The following is a 15,744-nucleotide window of genomic DNA, read 5'->3' on the forward strand; positions in this document are numbered from 1 at the left end:
TCTCCTGGCTTCTTCGAGATCAGCTGACATCCACGACCGCCGCGACCGTGCCACCACCAGCTGGCCCCTGATGGGTCGCCGAGCCGGAAATCCACACCAAGTTGTCCTGAAGGAACGCCGAGAACATGCCCCCGAGTGCCGCCTTTACCTGGTTGCCGTATTCGGGGTTCTCCACGATCTGCCGGCGGCCCCGTAGCCGACCTTCGGCAGGCACGCTGAATTTCACATAAACCGCGACGATCCGGGCGCGATGCTCCGGCGATAGCGGACCTGGCCCGACATCGAGGCCTGCCTGCTGCAGCGCTCGGCGCAGAGCGTCGATATCGAGCGTGTCGGCCATTGCGGCATGGCCAACCCGAAGCCGCCCGCCAGCACCAACCCGGTTGCCGAACACCATCAACTGGGTCTGCGGACCGTCTCCGCCGACTGGCTCCCACTCGTTGGCCGACACCGCGACCTTGGCGGACCACAGGTCAAGCCGCTCACCCACCGCATCGGCTGCGGGCATAGCCATCCCGTCGGCGGCGACGGCCACGCCAAGGCCCGCAGCCCCGCTCGCCTTGCGGAACAATTTGCGGGCGTCGAGTTCGGGAATGTGGTGGCCAGCGGCGCGCGCGTCCGCGAAATCCTGCCGCGAGGGATAATACGCCTTGCCGACGACATACTCGACCGCACCGGGTTCGATGCCGGCATCGGCCGCCGCTGCCCGAACAGCATCGGCGTTGGCCTCGACGATCCTGGACGTCGCCATCCATTCCGGACGAATCAGGTCGGACCGCGCAACGCCCATCGCCAATCGGGCGGTACCGTCGGTCGATGGCGCCGCATAGGCACGCGTGTACACAACGATATGCGGCGTCAGTATGCCGATGCCGCCTGTGGTGAACACCATGGGGACCTGGTCAATCGTGCTGGCCGGACGCGATCCGTGGTCGAGCAGGAAGCGGCGGATAGCCTGGTCCGCATCGAGCCGGCTCGTCTCGCCGGACTGCCATCCTTCGGTCTTGCCGGTTACTGCGATGACGTCGTCGGCACGCAGGAGACCCTCCCTCAAGAGCCGTTGCAGGCCGGAGATATCAGTGGTGTGATCCAGCGGCACCCGAAAGGCGTCGATGGTGGGTACGAGTGCGTTGGCCATGGGAATCCTCTCACTTTAGTCGACTTGACTCGGATTTTGGGCAAGATCGGAGTCAAGTCACCACCGCACTGTATACAAAATCAACTGCAATAAAATACAAAAATGACTGCCTTAGGCGTCAAATTTATGGCTTTGCGTCATCGTCCAAAATGGCTGCCGTAGCGCAAGGAACACCACATCGGTAGCGCACGTCGGCGAAGACACGTTCAAGTTCCCGGCAGGCAAAGTTCAGACGTTGGGAAAGCTACAGACTGACCTGCTCGCCGTGGGTGCCGAGGACCGTCGGGCCGCGACGAGCACCACCGCACTTGCTGACGTGGAACGCAAGATGGTGCTTCGAAGTGCGTCAAAAATGGGTGGCCTGCGCAATTGCAGCTGGACTTGGACAGGTATGCACTGGCTGAAAGATCGGGAGTGGATCATGACAAGCAGCTATGTCGGTCTCGGGTTTGCGTTGGCGCTTAACGAAGAGAGTGCAAAGGCCTTTGCCAAGAACTTCGGCTCCAGATCGAGGCCGAGTTCGCAGGGATCTTTCTCCTGGTCCCGCCTTTTCTCAAGGCTCATTCGCCTCTCTAGTGCTTCGGCTTCTCACAATGAGCAGGCCAAGCCGAGATCAGCGGGCCTCCTGCACGGTGGGCGTCGCTAGGCCGGTCAGGCACGGCACCCCTGCCGAAATTCAGGGAGCATTCATTGAGAATCGCTTTTCGGCCCTTTGATGACGGCGACCTAGACGATTTTCGCTCTTGGTTTGAAGATGCCGAACTAAGACGTCGGCTCTCTTATCCAACCGACGAATGGCTCGCCTATGTGACGTCAGCGGAAACAGGCCGATGCTGGGTCGCCCAGGATGCTACGGGCCAAATGATTGCCGCGTTGCAAATCGACAACGGCAAGGACGGACGTGGGTATCTTGATATCGCGCTCCGCCCCGATCTCAGAGGAAGGCGTCTCGGTGTTGCGGTCCTCAGTGCCTTCATCTCGGGACCGGGGAGCGAATTCAAGGTATTGGAGGGCGCTATCGAGCCCGACAATGCGGCAAGCCTGGCCTGCGTTCGGCGTTGCGGCTTCCAGATATTTCTCGGACTGGACGAAGACGGCCTGGTCCGGGTGGAACGGTATCGCGAAGACGTCGATCCCCAAGGCAGAGAGCCAACGTGCGTCCCTTGAAAGGGCCTCGGCCAATTCTCAAAGCGTCCAGCACGGAGCATCTGTGATCGAGCTCGGCGGTCGCATCACGGCCCCCAACGGTCGCGGACGGCGTTCGTGGCCGACCAGCGAGCAACGCCCTTGGCGCTATGCCGACGATCGCCATCGTCGGCATAGCGTTCAAAGTAGTGGTGTTTGGTGGAGGGGGGCAGAGCTGGTGTCCCTCGCACCGGTAAGGCGGGACAGCGGTTCTGGTCGGGGTGCATCACCCTTCGCTAACGCCGCCTGCGATCGATGGCGGCACCTCGAACAACACTCATCCGTTGAGGCGTGCGGCGAGAGCGCGCAGCTTTGCGGCAGAGGTAGCTATCTTCTCTGCGGACACCTCGCCGCGACCGGCCGCGGCTTCCAGTGCACCAACCATGGCCGGTATGTGACCGACCCCGGCGGCTGAAACCAACATCCAGTCGGCACCGGCTGTCACGGCCGCAATTGCGGTCTCTTCCATGCTGTTGTCGCGAATGGTCGCCTTCCAGTCGAGGTCATCGGTAAGCACCACGCCACCGAATCCGAGATCGTTCCGAAGCAGGGAAATCAACTCCGGCGAGATCGAAGCGGCAGCCGGCTTGGCCAATGTCGAGAAGATGGCGGGCCCCATCATCACCACGTCAGCGCCGGCGTCGATTCCAGCCTGAAACGGACCAAAATAGGTGCGGAGCTCGTCGATCGTCCATGAAACCACAGCCTCATGAACAGCGGGATCCAGCACGCAAACGGGATGACCGGGAAAGTGCTTGACGGTGGCAGCGACCCCGCCGCTCTGCACGCCAGAGACGAAGCCACCCACAATCTTGGCAACATTTTCTAGGTCGGTGCCCAGTGTGCGCCCCTCAAGCCATGGGTTGGGACCAGCCAGGACATCAGCGACCGGGGAGAGGAACACGTTCACGCCCAACCTGCGAGCGGCGACAGCAACGGCCTTGGACTGTTCGGCGATATAGTCGGCGCTTCGGAGCTGTGCATCCTCAAGCGAGGGCAGCGGAGGTACTAGCTGATGCAACCGCTGGATGCCCCCGATCTCAGCATCAACGGCGACAAGGACCGGACCGGCAAGGTTTCGCGCAACGCCCAGGGTCGTCTGCCAGCGCTCTGCCGACTCTTCGGCGACCCGCACCGGATCAATGACGTGGCTGACATACTCTTCGCGAGTCTCGCCGTAGAGAAGCGAGATACCGCCCTCGCTGAGAAAACGGGCAGCGGTATCACTGATTTCTAGCTTGGGAAAAATCGGCAAAAACAGAGCGTGAATGTCTCGGGTCAGTTGCGTGGCCATCTGGAGTCCTTAAGTGTCTGAAGGTGATTTTGTCAGGCGTCGATGAGCAGGTCGCATGTCGGGACGGCTTGGCATGCGAGGCAGGCGGAGCCGCCTGGGTGCGCGACGGCAACACGGTGCATAGTCCGCCCATCAAGAACGGGCACTTCGCAGCTCTCGCACTGCCCTGCCCGGCAGCCGTTCGTGATCTTGACCCCCGCTGCTTCGGCCAGGTCCAAAAGCGAGCCGCTATTGCGCTCCCAAGTCACGGTTTTGCCGGATCTGACAAACGTGACCGAGTATGGGCCCTGGGGAAGGGCCGTCTCGTCGATGGCGCCGGAAGAGAATGCTTCTTCGAAAACGAGATTGGTGGGATGTCCCGCGGTTTCCAGGGCGCTTTTCAGTGCGCCCGTCATGGCGGGGGGACCACAAAAGTACACCGCCGGGGCGAGTTCGAACTCATCGCGCAGGATGTCCTGCCGACCGATGAAACCTGAACTAACTCCGGATGGTGGGCTACCCTCCAACTGGCTCCAGTGACGGGAGACTGTCAGCTCTGGAATGATGTCCAGAAGTGCAGCCAGGCGATCGGTAAACGCCTCGGTTGCATGCGTGCGGTTTGCGTAGGCTAGATGGACGCGCGGCCGATCCCGCAGCGTTGCCAGCGTCTCGAGATAGGCGAGGAACGGAGTGATGCCGATCCCGCCGGCGACCAGTACTATGGGGCGCGTACTCACGGTTGGCGGAACAAATTTGCCCGTCGGGGCGCGGACCTCGATCACATCGCCGAGTTTGAGGCGGCGGTTCAAATGGCTGGACATCTTGCCATGCGGCAGGTCCGCCCGATCGGGAGGTGCCGGCACGAACCGCACGGCGATGTCATAGGTTTGACGTTCTGGATGTTGCGCAGGGCCGGTCAGCGAATAGCAACGGATCAGCGCGTCGTCACCCTCCTCGGCCGGCAGGCGGACGACGAGATGCTGGCCCGGCTGATAGTCCGGAAGCCGCCCCCCGTCGAAGGGCTGCAGCGAAATCGCGGTGACCTCGTCCGCGACGCGCCTTAACGCGGCGACGCGCATCTTGCGGTAGCCTCGCCAGGTATCTGATTGGACGGCCAGCGGAATGATGCGGCACGATTGGGAGCGGTGCGCCGCCGCGCCGCTAACCGGATCGAGACGATCATTGCCGACGAGCAGATTGTAGTTGGAACCTTCGCCCGAAAACGCGTCATATCCCGGCAGCGCGAGTTGCTTGTTGGCCTGCCACCACCCATAGGAGGCGCGGACGACACGTGGATCGAGGCTGTTGTCGAGTTTCACCCGCATGCGGGCCCGACCATATTGCGTTTCGATCTCAGTCCAATCGCCGGTTTCGAGACCGAGATGCTCCGCGGCCGAGGCAGCGATGCTGACCGATGGCTCAGGCTCACGCTTCCGCAGCGACGGCACCTGGCGATGCTGGGAATGGCAAAAGTATCCGGTCTTTGCGGTGGTCAACACAAAGGGGTAGTCGTCATTTGCGGGAAGCTCGTCGTCGGCGAATGTCGGCACCGGCGGCTGCCCGTGTCGCGCAAGGAGCGCCGAATAGAGCTCGATCTGGCCGGTTTCGGTGGCAAAGCCGCGCACTTCGTCTCCGGAAACTTCCGCGTATTTGCGATAGCGCTGTGCGAGCGGATATCGGACGCCCTCCGGATGCGCCTCGAGTTGGTCCAGGGTGATCCCGCTCGGCGCGAGAATGTATTCGCGCCCGGCGTCAACATCGCCATCGAAGAATTGTGCCTTCAAGCCAAGCTCGGCGGCAATGGCAAAAGCGATATCGGCGTCAGAACGGGATTCGCCGGCCGGCTCGACCATTTTCTGCCGAAGCTGGATATGCTCCTGCGCGGCGAGGCCTGAGCCGAACCCGACCCGCAAGGCATCGCGCTCCCAGGCCGTATTGACCGGCAGCAGAATATCGGCATAGCGCGCGCTCGGATTTTCGAAGGTGTCGCAATGGACATAGAAGTCCAGTGCCATCAGGGCATCGCGGCCACGCATCGGGTTGGCGTGGGCGACCGCGAGATTGGCGCCAAACCCGATCAGCCCGCGCACCGCATAGGGCCGGTGTTCCAGCACCGCGGTGTAAAAATCGTGGGCCGTGATGCGGCCCTGATTGGGCGGGCCGAGCGGCTTATCGGCGAGTCCGATGGTTTTGGCCAGTTGTTCAGGTGGCAGCAGATGCGGGCCACTGACGCTGTTGCGCGGAATGCTGGGAAGGACAATGTTGCCGCCGGGTGCATCAAAGCTGCCCTTGAGCGCCATCAGCGTCGCCAGGGCGCGATCGATCTGAGTGGCTTCGGCATGCTGGCCGAGGCCGGTCCACGTGTAATACGCCACGCTTTTGGCCGCGCCGATCATTTCCGCCGCGGCTTCGATTTCGGCCTCAGGAATCCAGGTCAGGCGGGAAACGTCGGCCAGCGTGTATCGCTCGGCTGCGGCGCGCAGATGATCAAAAGCGGTCGTGCACTGTACAGGACCTTGCGGCGTCGTGACGACCACCGAGCCAGTGAGCGCCGCTCTACCGAATTCGGCATCGGCGCCGTCATGGCGGCCGACGAAACTCGGGCGGCCATCGCGGCCGAGGATGGCGAAGGCCTGCGGGTCCACCCCGGGGTCGGCAAGGTCGGCGCCGCGCAGGAATTCGCCAGTGTCTTCACGGACAAGAAAGGCGGCATTGGTCCAACGCCTGACGAAGTCGGCGGCATAAAGGCCGCGCTCGAGCAGGAGGCGCATGATGCCAAGCGCCAGAATGCCATCCGAGCCTGGGCGCACGCGTAGCCATTGATTGGCGCCGATAGCGAATCCAAAACGCCGCGGATCGACAACCATGATTTTGGCACCGCGCGCCCGGGCTTCGGCGACCTGTGTCGCCTGATCGAGCCAGACCGAACTCGGATTGAACCCCCACAGGACGACCAGCTCGGCCTCCTTGTAATCGGGATATTGAATGCCCGTGCCATAGGTGAAGGCGTGGGCAAAATCCTTATGCCAATTGCAGATTTCGGTGGTGCTGACCCAGTTGGGCGTGCCACTCACCTGAATAAGGCGCTCCACCCACTCCTCGCCATCGCTCAGCGCTGTGCCGCTGGGAGTCGTGGTTGAGACAGCGATAGCCTCAATACCGTGGGCATCGCGGATGCCGCGCAGTTTCTCGCCAATCTCTCCAAGCGCTTGCTCCCAGGAGATCTCGACCCAGCCGGGATCGTCTGAGGTCTTGGGTTTCGTGCGCCTAAGAGGCTTCAAAAGGCGGTCAGGGTGGTAGAGAATTTCCGGCGCGGCTTTGCCCTTGACGCAAAGCGACTTGCCGGTGGGGTGATCGGGCGCGGGCGCGGTACCGATCAGACGACCGTCTTCGACGATATAGGTTGCGCCACACCGCGACTTGCAGAGCGCACAGAAGCCGGCCTTCTCTTCCCGCAAGTCAGTGCCTCCTCGACTTAGATCGATCTAATAGCAGTATGCCGGCGGTGTCTGCTGTGTCAAGGAAAAGGGACATCAAGGTGTTGATGCCCCGGGGCGTGATGCGCACCGACGTGCTGATGGGGCTTGCCGAACCGATGGAGATCATCGGAGATGTGCAGATCGCGTCGGTGCGGCCCGTCTCAGCTTTAGGGCCATAAACAGAGCATCAGACGGACGTGACCATGAGGTGGAGCAATGAACAACTACGATAAGCTGAGTTGGCTCAATCCGCCCCCGCACGCCCGTGTCGAAGGCGATGAGCTTACTGTCAGGACTGGCGGGCAGACGGATTTCTGGAGAGGAACCTTCTACGGGTTCTGGCACGACTCCGGCCATTTCATGTGGCAGGCCGTTTCAGGCGACTTCACCGCGGAAGTTACAATTTCCGGCAAGTTCCAGGAACTCTACGATCAAGCCGGACTGATGATCCGGCTCAGCGAGAACTGCTGGGTGAAGGCCGGAATAGAATATACCGACGGAGCGATGCATTTCTCTGTCGTGGTGACCAACGACAATTCAGATTGGTCGCAAATGCCGATTCGTGCGGATGGCGGTTCCATTCGCCTGCGGTTGACCAGGCACGCCGAAGCAATACGCATTCAATATCTGGACCAGAACGACAACCAATGGAAGGCGGCGCGACTGGCCCATATTCCCAAGACCGACAAGATCGACGTCGGCATCATGTGCTGTTCTCCTCAGCGCGAGGGCCTGGAAATAACCTTCAAGGATTTTACCATCAAGAAGCCCGTTGCGCGGGATCTTCACTAGCAGTCTTTCACCGCTCCCAACCGGCTGCCGCGCAAGCTTCTTGCCAGTCCGCAAAGGCACTCTCGTCCAAGCTATGGCTCCTGACCTGCGGCGTCGGGCGGATAGACCGGGCTGACGGATTGAAGTCGGTGCAGTCCCTCCGGCGGCTTTCCTCCGATGAGCTGCAGCACCGCCGAAGCAAGCTCGCGACCGGCCAGCTCCAGGTCGTCCACAACGATATCGATGTTCCCGTATTGGGGACTGCTCAATTGGCTGCCGATACATCTGGCAAACAGAAACACCTCGTGTCCCACCCGCAATCCAAGCGCGTTTGCCGCCGTTACGGTTGATTCAATGGCGTGCTGGTCACAAAGGATCACGCCGTCACCGGTCACCAGGAGGCTCCCAAGGAGACGGTCTTCCGGCAGCGGGACGGATTTGGCAAAATCCCTCGTGACATGCCGCAAGACGAGTTCCGGCACGCCCTGCCTTTCGCATGCCTCACGCAGGCCTTTTTCCAGCAGCCGAGACCTCGTCAAATGGGTGATCGAGTGGAGAAGCAATATCCGACGAGCACCACGCCTCTTCAGGGTCGCGACCGCCAACTTGGCAAAGCCGGAATAATCGAAGTCATGGAACGCATGCTTCGGATCAGCAGACGTTCTGCCATAGGTGGCAAAAGGAATGTTTTCTTTCAGAAGGTAGCGGACGCGCTCTCCACTCGCACGGTCGCCGAGGAAGATAAAGCCGTCAGCTATGCCGTTGGCTTCGAGAACGGGCGCAAGCGTACCGCCGCCCTCAGCCGCAAAGCGAACAAGGAGGCTGTGTCCTCGATCTTGCAGCGCACTTGCCACACCCCGGATAAGTTCGGCTTCCCCCTCGATCAAGTCTCCCTCGAGAATCAAGGCTATGGCCCCAGTCCGCCCGCTTCGAAGGGATCTGCCTGCCCTATCGGGAACATATCCAAGACCCTGGGCAATCAGTTGGATGCGCTCTCTTGTGGACTGCTTCAGCCGTGGCCCGTCCTTCAGGGCCAAGGACACCGTAGTGATGCCGAATCCGCTTATCTGCGCGATCAGCTTCTGCGTGGGTCGCTTTTGCACGTCACACCAATAAGATCGATCTAAGCAGGTTAGCGACTTGGAGCGATGATCGCAACCGGCGGGTTCGCGACCGGGAAATCGGAGCTGTTGGGAGCGTACCGGTCACTGAGTGCCCGCACGCGTTCCGCCGCCGACGCCAGTGCATCGACGTCAATTCGACCCGACTGCGCCGCCGAGACGATGCCCTCCGCCACGTCCTCTAGCTGGGTACCGATATCGGCCAGCAGCAGAAACTCGCACCCCGCATTGAGCGCATCGATGGCCACTTCAACGACGCTGTCTCCCAGCATGGTTGCCTTGGAGTCCAGATCGTCGGCCATGACCAAACCTTTGAATCCCAGCGCGTCACGGAGTTTGGAGACAGTTATGGAGGACCGTAGCGAGGGCCTTTGAGCGTCATAGGCAGTGACGATGGCTGGACCAACCAGGATTACTTCCACATTCGCATCTATCACTGCCCGGAAGGGCGCGTGCATGGCTTCCACGTCCGCCAGTGATAGCGGGTTCACGGCGAGGCGGTCCACAGCGGGATCGCCGGTTGTCGTACTGAAACCTGGGAAATGCTTGCCCGTGGCCGCGACCCCGCCGCGCTGCACGCCACGTACATAGGCCGCCGACAAGCGGGCGACGACCTCGGGATCGTCGGACCACGTACGCCCCTCCAGCCAGGGATTTGGACCGGTCAGGACGTCCAGAACCGGCGACAGGAACATGTTGACGTTTGCCGAGGCCGCCGCAAGGGCGATGCGATAGGCGATATCCTCGATCTCGGCACTGCTCGTGCCGGCCAGTTCATGTCTTGCGGGGAATTGTGGAACCAAGTCGTGCAGCCTGCATGTTCCGCCCATTTCCTGATCCATCGCGACCAGCAGGCGTCCGGACCGGAGGCGCGCCTCTTCGGTGACGGCACGGATGCTATCAAGCGTCTCGTGCTGCCTTCGCTCGCTGCTCATTTCGCGCGCCACATACTCGCTGCGACTTTCCCCGAGCAGAATGGCGATACCGCCCTGGTCCAGGAAGCGCTTCGTGGAATCGCTCAGCGTGGTGTTGTCGAACGCCGGCAGCAGCACGGCACGGGCGTTCTCAGAGGTCGTAAAGCGCATTGGCATATCCTGGCACACACAGGCACGGAACCGTGCCGTCATTGACATTGCCGATTTCTACACGATTACGGTTCGGCTTTCCACGCGTTTTTGCATGCTAGTAATTGATATTGCGCATTTGGCGTTCTATTACTCGCTTCCACAGACACATGAGGGATCGGACGTCGTGGCAATCAGGCTTGAAGAACTTGCGTATGGCGTGCTTTTGCCAGTGTCGACCGAGCTGACGCTCGATCGCGACGTTTTGGAATTTTTCGATCGTGGAGGCCGGGCAATCCTGTTTGGGGAATACGCAGACGAATTCCGTTCAGGACGCATGCGACCAGACAGGATTGCTGAGGAGACGGCCGAGCGGTGGCGAAAAACCACGGCGGACCTCAGGTCTCGCGCCGGCGAACTGGTGATCGCCTGCGATGGCGACATGTCGGCAGTTGACCGGCTCCATGCAATAGCCCCGGGTCTTCCAACCCTTGAGCAGGCAGAAGGCATGTCGACCGAGCAGCTGGAGACGGCGGTCTCCCACTATGCGCGACTTGTTGCCTCGCTCGGCGTGACCATGTTGCTCTCGCCGACCGCCGACCTGATCGGCGGGGAAAACGAATGGTTGAACGGACGCACCCTTGGCGATAACGCCGCCTCAGTGGATCGCCTGGTGGCGGCCTATGTCAGAGGGGCCGAGCGCGGCGGTATCCAGACCGCGTTGAAACACTTCCCCGGCCACCATGCATTAATGGGCAATCCTGCCACCGAGGTCGCGATCGTGCGCGGCAGTCTGGAAACCGTGCTCAGGCATGCGGGCGGATTTCGTGCCGGAATCGCGGCCGGTGCCAGTGGCGTCGTGATGGGGTCAGCAGTCTTCGAGGCCGTCATGCCCCCCGCAAGCGCAAGCCTGTCACAGGAGCTCATTGCGCTGTTGCGGCAGGAATTCGGCTTCACCGGGTTGGTCATCACGCTCGATCTGGATCATCGCTCGGCACAAGGCGACAACACGATCGAACACACCTGCATCAACGCATTGGCGGCAGGGGCAGACCTACTGCTACTGTCTCCCAGCTCGGTGTCCAATATCCCCGCGATCACCCAGGCCATTGCCGTAGCCATCGACACGGGGACCCTTCCACTTGCCCGGTTAGAAAGCGCATTCGCTTCGGTGTCGGCGGCGGCTCGCTAGCTCGCGATATGGATGGCAGTGCCGTTGCCGGCAAATCCGGCCTCGATTTCGGATGCCATCGGCCGCTCGACCACGAGGTGGGTCACTGCCGACGCGTCGGCGACCTTGAACGGCGCGACAGTCCGAATCTTGTCCGCCGTGGCGGCGACGATCAAACTCGCGCTCTGGTCAAGCATGGCCCGCTTCACTTCGGCCTCACCAACATCGAGCGCAGTCACGCCCATGGCGGGGTCAATACCGCAAGCGCCCAGGATGAATATGTCGGCATTGATATACCTGATCTCGCGCAGGGTAATGCTGCCCAGATTGGCGCCCTTGTCCCTGTTGTGCAGCCCCCCTAGCATCAGAACTGAACAATTCTTGTGGTCCGACAGGACGCTCACCACGCCGGGCGCGTTGGTGATTACCATCAACTGGATGTCCTTGGGTAAGGCGCGCGCAATCGCGAGATTGGTAGATCCTGCATCGATGAACAATGTCTGGTTGGCGCTGATGAGCGAGGCGACGGCCTTGCCGAGCTTCTGCTTCTCAAGCGGGTCTGCGGCCTGACGCACGTCGATCGAGCCGGCATTCGACGCGGCCACCAGTGCGCCGCCATAGACCCTGCGACATTCCCCCGATTTTGCGAGTTCCCTCAGGTCGCGCCGGACGGTGTCCTCCGACACCTTGAAGAAGATGGCGAGGTCCCCCGCGATGACTTTGCCGTCACGAGACAATTGCTGGCGTATGAAGTCTAGGCGTTCTTCGGTAAGCATCGCGCATCATCGTTGGACCTTTGCCGATTCTTGCACGTTCTTGCTGAATTCACAACCGCTCATACTATCTGCCGGGTCCACACCCACAGGGCAACGCACCCGACCTTCCACGACCGTCAACGATTATGCACGGTTGTGCTATGCGGCGACGCGCCGCTGGGTTGCATTCCCGCTTTTGCGGAACAAATCCACGATGGTGTCCAGTTCCGTGGCCTGCGCGTTGGTCTGCTCCACCGCCGCGTTGGTTTCCTCGACCAGCGCTGCATTGTGCTGGGTGGCTTCCTCGAGCTCCCGGATGGCCGCGTTGACCTTGGCGAGCGAACTCGCCTGAGCGCGACTGTCGGAGGCGATGTCGCTGACAAGGCCCGCGACGCCACGCACCTCACCAATGATCTCGCCCAACGTGGTAGCCGCTTCCGATACGAGGCTTGTCCCGGAGTGGATTTCACCCAGGCTCTGCTCGATGAGGCTCTTGATGTCCGCCGATGCTACGGCGGCGGACTGAGCCAGTCGCCGCACTTCTACAGCGACCACCGCAAAGCCCTTGCCGGCATCCCCGGCCCGGGCCGCCTCGACCGAGGCGTTGAGCGCCAGGAGATTGGTCTGGAAGGCGATGTCATCGATCATGTTGCTGACGCTGGCGATCTTGCCGGAGGATGTAAGTATTCTTTCCATGGCCGCCGTCGCGGTGGCCATCACATGCTCGCCGCGCTCTGCGGATTGATGGGCGTCCTGCGCGCGAGCGCGAGCATCCTCGGCGCGCGTAGCGTTGTGAGTGACCGTCTTGGTCAGCTGCTCCGTGGCATCGGCCGTCCGCTCGATCGTACCCGCCTGATTTGCGGTGCGCCGACTCAGGTCATTGGCTCCTTCCAGTATCTCGAAGGTTGCGTTCTTGAGGTTGACCGAGGTCGTCTTGAGCTGGGTGACGATCTGCGAGAAGCGCTCGGCAACGGCGTTGGTGTCGGTCTTTAGCCGGTTGAAGGCCCCTTGGTAGTGCCCCGACATGCGGCGCGACAGATCGGCATTTGCCAGAGCCGACAGTACGTCCCCCGTTTCGACGATCCCCGCTTCGACTGTGTCGAGCAGATGGTTGATGTTTCTCGCGAGGCTCGTGAGTTCGGGATCGACGAACGTGGTTTCGATACGCTTGGCCAGGTCGCCGGCCGTGGCCGCCTGAACGACTTCCCCGAATGCCCGTTGCAACTCGGCCATCATCGCTGCGCGATCGGCCGCCCGTTGGCGCTGGGACACCACGTCCTTGTCTCGAAGCTCGGCAATGGCCAGACCGTTCTGCCGGAACACTTCAACGGCGCGCGACATAGCGCCGACTTCGTCCTGGCGCTCGCCGCCGATGACCTCAACGGAAAGATTGCCACCGGACAACTCGTCCATCGAGTGCGTGAGGCGCGAGATCGGCTTGGTGATGCTACGCACCATCAGGACGGCGACCAGCGATGTCAGGGCCAGGAGTGCCGCACCGATCAGTACGACCAGGTGTTGCATGTCGGCGACGGCGGCCATGGCTTCCGCCCGCCCCTGGGTGGCAACGATCCGCCATTGGGCACCCAACGCGTTGAATGGGGCGACAGAGGTTTCAACGTCTGCCTGCTCGCTTGCCCGAGTCGCCTGCCGGATCAGCAGATCGCTGCCGGGCGTGGCCGCCGTGTCGCTGCGAAGCAGGTCGTCATCGCCCAGGATGACCACGTCGCCGGTTTCACCCAGGCCCGTGCGGTCGCTCATGATCTGGTTGATACGGTCGGACGGCACCTGCACCGCCAGGACGCCTAACCGCGTGCCGGCGGGGTCCACGATCGTGGTGGCCATGAAGCCGATAGCTTCGCCGCCTTCGGGCGCATAGGGGGCAAGGTCCTCGAACGCCACGACGCCTCGATCAGCGGCATTGGCGGCAGCGAATGCCTGGCCCAGAGTTGTGGTCGCCAAGGCCCCGCCTTCCCCGAACTTGCCACCCAGATCGCTCCCTCGCTGCGTCGAATAGAGCAGGTTGCCATTGGGATCGAAAAGATAGAGCGAGCCATAGTCGTAGCGTTGCCGTGCGCGTTGCAGGATCGGATCGTATCGCGTCAAATTGCCATCATAGGCGGCCCGGCTGATCGCCTCGCCCGCCGCGGCGCGGTCATCGTCGGCCACGGCTTCCGGCGGTGCGTAATAGGCCTGAAGAATGCTGGTCGAGTCGTCGCCCAGTTGACGAACGGAAACGCCAAACTTGCGGACCATCTCATAGGTCATGGAACTGTCGGCAAGCATTTGAATGTCCCGGGTAACCTCCCCGAAGAGCTCCTGCAGCGCCGTGACACGGGCGGTGGCTACGCTTTCGAGCCGTAGCTGAGTAGAGGCCGACAGCGCCGATGAGGCCACCAGCAGGGTTGCGCCACCGACACCGACGCCGACGACGAGCGCAATGCCTACGACGAACAAGGGCAGTTTGGCCGATATCTGAGTGAAGCGCATGAATCCCAATTCCTATCGAACTATTAGATCGTTCTAACGAATCGATTGAGGAAAGGTTAAGGACGCGGGAAGCTCTTTGGCGACAAAAATGGCCCAGGATAGCGTAAGTTCTTGGAAGGACAGACGTTCTACTCAGGAACAAGGCCGCGCTAGGGCGCAACTTAATTGTATCGATCTAATCAATTGAACCGCCGGCAGCCGTCGTGATGCCCGCTGGAAACTAGCGTTTGGCGAACCGCTCGCCGCAGGATTCCCGAACAACCAGGCGTGGCTGCACGATGACGTCATGGACAGCCTTGTGGGGATCCGCGATGGTATCGAGCAACACCCGCGCAGCCAGACGACCGATATTGCGGGCATCGATGGAAATTGTCGTCAATGCCGGGGTCCAGAGTTCCGACTCGGAGATGTCATCGAACCCGACCAGCGCGACGTCCTTTCCAGGTGTCAGCCCAAGACGCTGCATCGCCAGCATGACGCCGAAGGCCATCAAGTCGTTGTAGCAAATGATGGCATCGGGCCGGTCCGGGCGATCGAGGATCGGCAGGATCGTCTCCAGCGCCTGGCGGCGATTAATACCCGCCGAGAGGATGAACTCGGGACGAGGCGTCAGCCTGTGCTTGCGCAGGCCATCGTGAAACCCCTTGAGGCGCTCCTCGCTGGAGGATTTGCCAACCGGCCCGCCGAGATAAGCTAGCGACCGTCGGCCCAGCGACACAACGTGATCGACCGCCAGTTCCACGCCGGCGAGGTTGTCCGGGCCGACATAGGGGGCCAGATTGCCCGGCACGTGCCGCATGATCTGCACGACGGGGGTATCGGCTGACTTGAGAGCATTGAGATCTGTATTGCTGTCGTCCCCTGCCGGGCACAGGAATACACCGGCCACGTTGTGCTGGATCAGACGATCGACAATCATCTTCTGGCGGTGGCCGTCCTCGGCCGTGTCGGCGAAAATTGTAAGATAGTCCATCTGGTTGCAGGCCCATTCGATACCTGCGGCAAGCATGGCGTAGAACGGGTTGGACACATCCGCGATCACCATGCCGAGCGTCTTGGTCTTCTGTGATCGCAGGCTGCCGGCGGATTGGTTATAGATATAGCCCAGCGCCTTCATGGAGGCGCGCACCTTCTCATGCGTCTCCGGCACAATCAGCTTGCTATTTCGCACCACCAGCGACGCGGTGGAGCGCGACACGCCAGCATGTTCAGCTACATCGTTGAGGGTGACTCTCTGACCCAAAGTTCGCTCCTCTTGTCCAAAGCTCGCTCGCCGGCGCCGTTCAGCGCGTTTGAG

Annotated in this window: 11 protein-coding genes; 3 read left to right on the top strand and 8 right to left on the bottom strand. The window is 61.5% G+C overall.

The window, feature by feature from the left end; translation table 11 throughout:
* Positions 1-19: 19 nt before the first annotated feature.
* Entirely contained in the window at positions 20-1,138 is a 1,119-nt protein-coding gene (locus JWR51_RS20925; protein WP_299752251.1) for a ring-opening amidohydrolase, read from the bottom strand.
* A gap of 690 nt (positions 1,139-1,828) precedes the next feature.
* Here JWR51_RS20925 and JWR51_RS20930 point away from each other — a divergent pair.
* Entirely contained in the window at positions 1,829-2,305 is a 477-nt protein-coding gene (locus JWR51_RS20930) for a GNAT family N-acetyltransferase (RefSeq protein ID WP_299752254.1), read from the top strand.
* Positions 2,306-2,600: 295 nt separating this feature from the next.
* On the opposite strand, the gene JWR51_RS20935 is transcribed toward JWR51_RS20930, so the two are convergent.
* Both JWR51_RS20935 and JWR51_RS20940 read right to left on the bottom strand, forming a co-directional pair.
* Entirely contained in the window at positions 2,601-3,617 is a 1,017-nt protein-coding gene (locus JWR51_RS20935; RefSeq protein ID WP_299752256.1) for a glycoside hydrolase family 3 N-terminal domain-containing protein, read from the bottom strand.
* Positions 3,618-3,649: 32 nt separating this feature from the next.
* Positions 3,650-7,054 carry a molybdopterin-dependent oxidoreductase gene (locus JWR51_RS20940; protein ID WP_299752259.1) on the bottom strand — a complete coding sequence of 1,135 codons (3,405 nt, stop codon included), beginning with the start codon at positions 7,052-7,054 and terminating at the stop codon, positions 3,650-3,652.
* Between the two features lie 237 nt (positions 7,055-7,291).
* On the opposite strand from JWR51_RS20940, the gene JWR51_RS20945 reads away from it, so the two are divergent.
* Complete coding sequence (locus JWR51_RS20945; RefSeq protein WP_299752262.1) at positions 7,292-7,867, top strand: DUF1349 domain-containing protein; 576 nt, start codon at positions 7,292-7,294, stop codon at positions 7,865-7,867.
* Positions 7,868-7,938: 71 nt separating this feature from the next.
* Here the strand turns inward: JWR51_RS20945 and JWR51_RS20950 are convergent, their stop codons facing one another.
* Positions 7,939-8,733, bottom strand: coding sequence for a substrate-binding domain-containing protein (locus JWR51_RS20950; RefSeq protein WP_299752265.1), 795 nt, complete (start codon positions 8,731-8,733; stop codon positions 7,939-7,941).
* Between the two features lie 245 nt (positions 8,734-8,978).
* Positions 8,979-10,052 carry a glycoside hydrolase family 3 N-terminal domain-containing protein gene (locus JWR51_RS20955; RefSeq protein ID WP_299752268.1) on the bottom strand — a complete coding sequence of 358 codons (1,074 nt, stop codon included), beginning with the start codon at positions 10,050-10,052 and terminating at the stop codon, positions 8,979-8,981.
* On the opposite strand from JWR51_RS20955, the gene JWR51_RS20960 reads away from it, so the two are divergent.
* On the top strand, positions 9,976-11,223 hold the full coding sequence (locus JWR51_RS20960; RefSeq protein WP_299752271.1) for a glycoside hydrolase family 3 N-terminal domain-containing protein: 1,248 nt from the start codon (positions 9,976-9,978) through the stop codon (positions 11,221-11,223). The two genes, JWR51_RS20955 and JWR51_RS20960, sit on opposite strands and share 77 nt — an antisense overlap.
* On the opposite strand, the gene JWR51_RS20965 is transcribed toward JWR51_RS20960, so the two are convergent.
* The 3 genes from JWR51_RS20965 to JWR51_RS20975 all read right to left on the bottom strand — a co-directional run bounded on the left by JWR51_RS20965 (position 11,220) and on the right by JWR51_RS20975 (position 15,690).
* On the bottom strand, positions 11,220-11,978 hold the full coding sequence (locus JWR51_RS20965; RefSeq protein ID WP_299752274.1) for a DeoR/GlpR family DNA-binding transcription regulator: 759 nt from the start codon (positions 11,976-11,978) through the stop codon (positions 11,220-11,222). The two genes, JWR51_RS20960 and JWR51_RS20965, sit on opposite strands and share 4 nt — an antisense overlap.
* 138 nt (positions 11,979-12,116) lie before the next feature.
* The gene (locus JWR51_RS20970) at positions 12,117-14,447 is read right to left on the bottom strand and encodes a methyl-accepting chemotaxis protein (protein WP_299752277.1); all 2,331 of its coding nucleotides are present in this window, start codon (positions 14,445-14,447) and stop codon (positions 12,117-12,119) included.
* A gap of 220 nt (positions 14,448-14,667) precedes the next feature.
* Positions 14,668-15,690: a LacI family DNA-binding transcriptional regulator gene (locus JWR51_RS20975; protein ID WP_299752280.1), complete on the bottom strand. Its 1,023-nt coding sequence runs from the start codon at positions 15,688-15,690 to the stop codon at positions 14,668-14,670.
* Positions 15,691-15,744: the final 54 nt, after the last annotated feature.

The sequence above is a fragment of the Devosia sp. genome, assembly GCF_028290625.1.
Classification (GTDB): domain Bacteria; phylum Pseudomonadota; class Alphaproteobacteria; order Rhizobiales; family Devosiaceae; genus Devosia.